4 protein-coding genes are annotated in these 3,178 nt (G+C 53.6%); 3 read left to right on the top strand and 1 reads right to left on the bottom strand.

Annotated features, from left to right (window positions below; genetic code table 11):
• A partial coding sequence (locus ACYZYZ_RS01755) for a hydroxymethylglutaryl-CoA lyase (protein WP_461483025.1) occupies window positions 1–812 on the bottom strand: 812 nt, incomplete at its 3' end.
• Between the two features lie 170 nt (window positions 813–982).
• Between ACYZYZ_RS01755 and ACYZYZ_RS01750 the strand changes: the two genes are divergently transcribed.
• The 3 genes from ACYZYZ_RS01750 to ACYZYZ_RS01740 all read left to right on the top strand — a co-directional run.
• Window positions 983–1,360: a YajD family HNH nuclease gene (locus ACYZYZ_RS01750; protein WP_461483024.1), complete on the top strand. Its 378-nt coding sequence runs from the start codon at window positions 983–985 to the stop codon at window positions 1,358–1,360.
• Between the two features lie 27 nt (window positions 1,361–1,387).
• The gene (locus tag ACYZYZ_RS01745; RefSeq protein ID WP_461483023.1) at window positions 1,388–2,725 is read left to right on the top strand and encodes an APC family permease; all 1,338 of its coding nucleotides are present in this window, start codon (window positions 1,388–1,390) and stop codon (window positions 2,723–2,725) included.
• Between the two features lie 92 nt (window positions 2,726–2,817).
• On the top strand, window positions 2,818–3,178 hold a 361-nt coding region (locus ACYZYZ_RS01740; protein WP_461483022.1), incomplete at its 3' end, for a TetR/AcrR family transcriptional regulator.

The following is a 3,178-nucleotide window of genomic DNA, read 5'->3' as shown; positions in this document are numbered from 1 at the left end:
CCAAGGTCAACACCGTGCTCAATGCCGAGGCCGTTGAGCATATAAACCAGATCTTCCGTAGCCACGTTGCCGGACGCTCCCTTGGCATAGGGGCAGCCGCCCAAGCCAGCGATGGCGCTATCCACCACAGAGATACCCATTTCCAAGGCTGCATAAATATTTGCCAGTGCCTGGCCGTAGGTGTCATGCAGATGAACGGCCAGCTGCTCGATGGGAATTTCCGCACTGCAGGCATCAATTACCCGCTGAATATCTGCGGGGGTGCCGACCCCGGTGGTGTCACCCAGGGACACTTCGTAGCAGCCCATTTGCATCAACTGAGCTGCCACATGGCGAACCTTGTCAGGCGGAACATCGCCCTCGTAGGGGCAACCCACCACACAGGAAACATAGCCACGCACGCGGATATTCGCATCCCTGGCGGCGGCCATTGCGGGTTCAAACCGCCCAAGGCTTTCATCGATGGTGCAGTTGATATTTTTCTGGCTGAAAGTTTCGGAAGCGGCGGCAAAAATGGCTACCTCGGTGGCACCTGCTGACAGCGCCCGCTCAAAGCCTTTCAGGTTGGGTGTGAGTGCTGCGTAGGTCACACCCGGCTGTCGGGACACCTTTTGAAACACTTCGTCACTGCCCGCCATTTGCGGCACCCATTGGGGGTTCACAAAACTTCCCGCCTCGATGTAGCTCACCCCGGCAGCGGCCAGTTTTTCAATAAGTGTAACTTTGACATCGGTGCTGATGGAGAGGGGTTCGTTTTGCAGCCCGTCACGGGGGCCAACTTCGACGATGCGAACATGGGTGGGCAAAGCCATGGTGACTCACTTTTATGGTTATGTTCAGGTGAAACTAAATTACCGTGTTTGCAGGGATGGGAAAAGTTGTAGTTCGCATAATTGATGACAGCTGACAGTTTGTTGATAAAGAGGCAGGTGCTTGATTAATTACGGAGGTCGTCACAGACTCAACACTACAAGGAATAACCATGTCGACAAACAACCGTTCAGACAAACTCGATCAAACCGTAGCCCAGGCCAGGGCGGCGCGCGAGGCTCGAGAGAAAGGCTACCGGGAACAGGCGCTTAAACTGTATCCCTGGGTCTGTGGCCGCTGTGGTCGGGAATTTAACCGCCAGAATCTCAGCCAGCTGACGGTGCATCACCGCGATCACAATCACGACAATAATCCCGGCGATGGCAGCAATTGGGAGTTACTCTGCCTCTACTGTCACGACAACGAGCATTCAAAATACCTCGATGCGGGCTACGGTGAGGTGATGCCGGAGAAGGAAAAGCAGGCAGCAACCTTTAATCCTTTTGAAAATCTGGCGGCGATGATGAAAAACCGCCAGGACGGGGAATAAGGCAGGTTCGCTCCTGGTGGATAAAGCATGATGGGATTAGGCAACCATAAACACCGCTCATGTCACCGGCCCAGAGGTAAAAATCTCGGTATTCCTGAGCTTATCGCTATCGCCCTGGGTGGTATGGTGGGTGGCGGTATTTTTACCGTGCTCGGCTTGTCCGTTGCGATGGTGGGCCCTTATACGCCCATTGCCATTTGTATTGGTGGCGTGCTGGCGGCCATGGCGGCTTATTCCTATATCAAGCTGGGTGTCTACTACCGGGACGAGGGCGCCACCTATTCGTTTTACAAACGCACCTATCCCGACTCCCACTTCGCCGCATCGCTCATCGGCTGGTGGGTGATCTTCGGTTACATCAGCACCCTGGCACTCTACGCTTACACCTTCGCGTCCTACGCCATTAGCGGGTTTGCCGAGGCGGATAACATCTGGTTGCGAAAAGCCGTTGCCGGGGCCGTGCTACTGGTCTTTACCCTGATCAATGTCTGGAGCGTCAAGGGCATGGGGAAAATTGAAGACCTTATGGTGTACAGCAAGCTCGTTATCCTGGTGGTGATCTCCTTTGTGCTGATCAACAACAGCAACACTACCTTGCCGGTGCTGTTTTCCGAGGCGACGGATGTGGGCCTGCTCAGTATCCTGATGGTGGCGTCGATCACCTTTGTCGCCTACGAGGGGTTTCAGTTGGTGGTGAATGCCGTGAATGAAATGGAGCAGCCAGAAAGAAATATTCCCCGAGCCATTTATTCGGCAATCTTCCTGGCGGCGCTCATCTACGTGGTTATTTCGCTGGGTGCCATTCTGGCCATTCCCTTTCAGGATATTATCGACAACAAGGAATATGCCCTGGCAGCTGGCGCCAATAAAGTGTTGGGCCACTGGGGTACGGAGCTGATTATTCTGGGGGCGTTGTTAGCTACCAGCAGTGCCATCAGCGGCACAGTGTTCGGTGCCTCACGGCAGATGGCCGTGATTGCCTCGGATGGATACTTTCCTGCCATACTGAAAAAACGCGTTGGTCATATTCCCGTCAATGCCATTATTGCCATGTCCTGCCTGGCCTTTGTGCTGATACTTGCGGGGGACCTGCAGGAAATCCTGGAATTCGGCAGTATCACTTTCCTGTTAGTCTCGCTGCTGATGGCGTTGGCCAATGACCGAATGCGGCATGAAACAGGCTCCTCCAGGTGGTTAACATTGACCTCCATTGTCGGCCTGGCGTTGGGCACTGTGCTAATTCTGGCTTATGAAGCCTTGCATCAGCCCCGACAGCTGATGTTTATTATTGCACTGTATGTCATTCTGTCGCTCGGTTCCTGGGGCTATTCGCTAATACGCCAGCGGGCCAACCACCACGACTAAAAGGCTGGCTTCGTCGCAGGGAATAAAACGCTCTATCATCCATCAAAAAAGTTACTAGACGATCGGTCTAGTCTGTATTAAGGTGCCCACCCATGGGATCAGAAAAAACACAGGCCCGATTTGCCGACACTCGCCAGAGAATCATCGATTCCGCCCGGAATATCATTCTGGGTAAAGGCTATGCCGCCGTGGGTCTAAATGAGATTCTTAACAGCGCCGGGGTGCCTAAAGGCTCCTTCTACCACTACTTCAAATCCAAAGATGATTTTGGCCGGGTGCTGCTGGAGGAATATTTCGACGATTACCACGTCATGATCAACGACTGTCTGGGTAACCAGCACGTCGAGCCACTGCAACGCCTGATGAATCTGTTTGATTACTGGCTGGCAACCCAGACCAGTGATTGCCTGGAAGAAAAGTGCATAGTGGTCAAACTCTGTGCTGAAGTGTCGG

It is taken from the genome of Porticoccus sp. (assembly GCA_023261185.1).
Taxonomy (GTDB): Bacteria; Pseudomonadota; Gammaproteobacteria; order Pseudomonadales; family Porticoccaceae; genus Porticoccus; species Porticoccus litoralis.
This window is presented reverse-complemented; position numbering and strand designations above follow the sequence as displayed.

What these genes read in the sequence shown, in the direction of transcription:
- ACYZYZ_RS01745 (WP_461483023.1), top strand. Translation starts at nt 1,388, where the DNA reads ATGATGGGATTAGGCAACCATAAACACCGCTCATGTCACCGGCCCAGA.
- ACYZYZ_RS01750 (WP_461483024.1), top strand. Translation starts at nt 983, where the DNA reads ATGTCGACAAACAACCGTTCAGACAAACTCGATCAAACCGTAGCCCAG.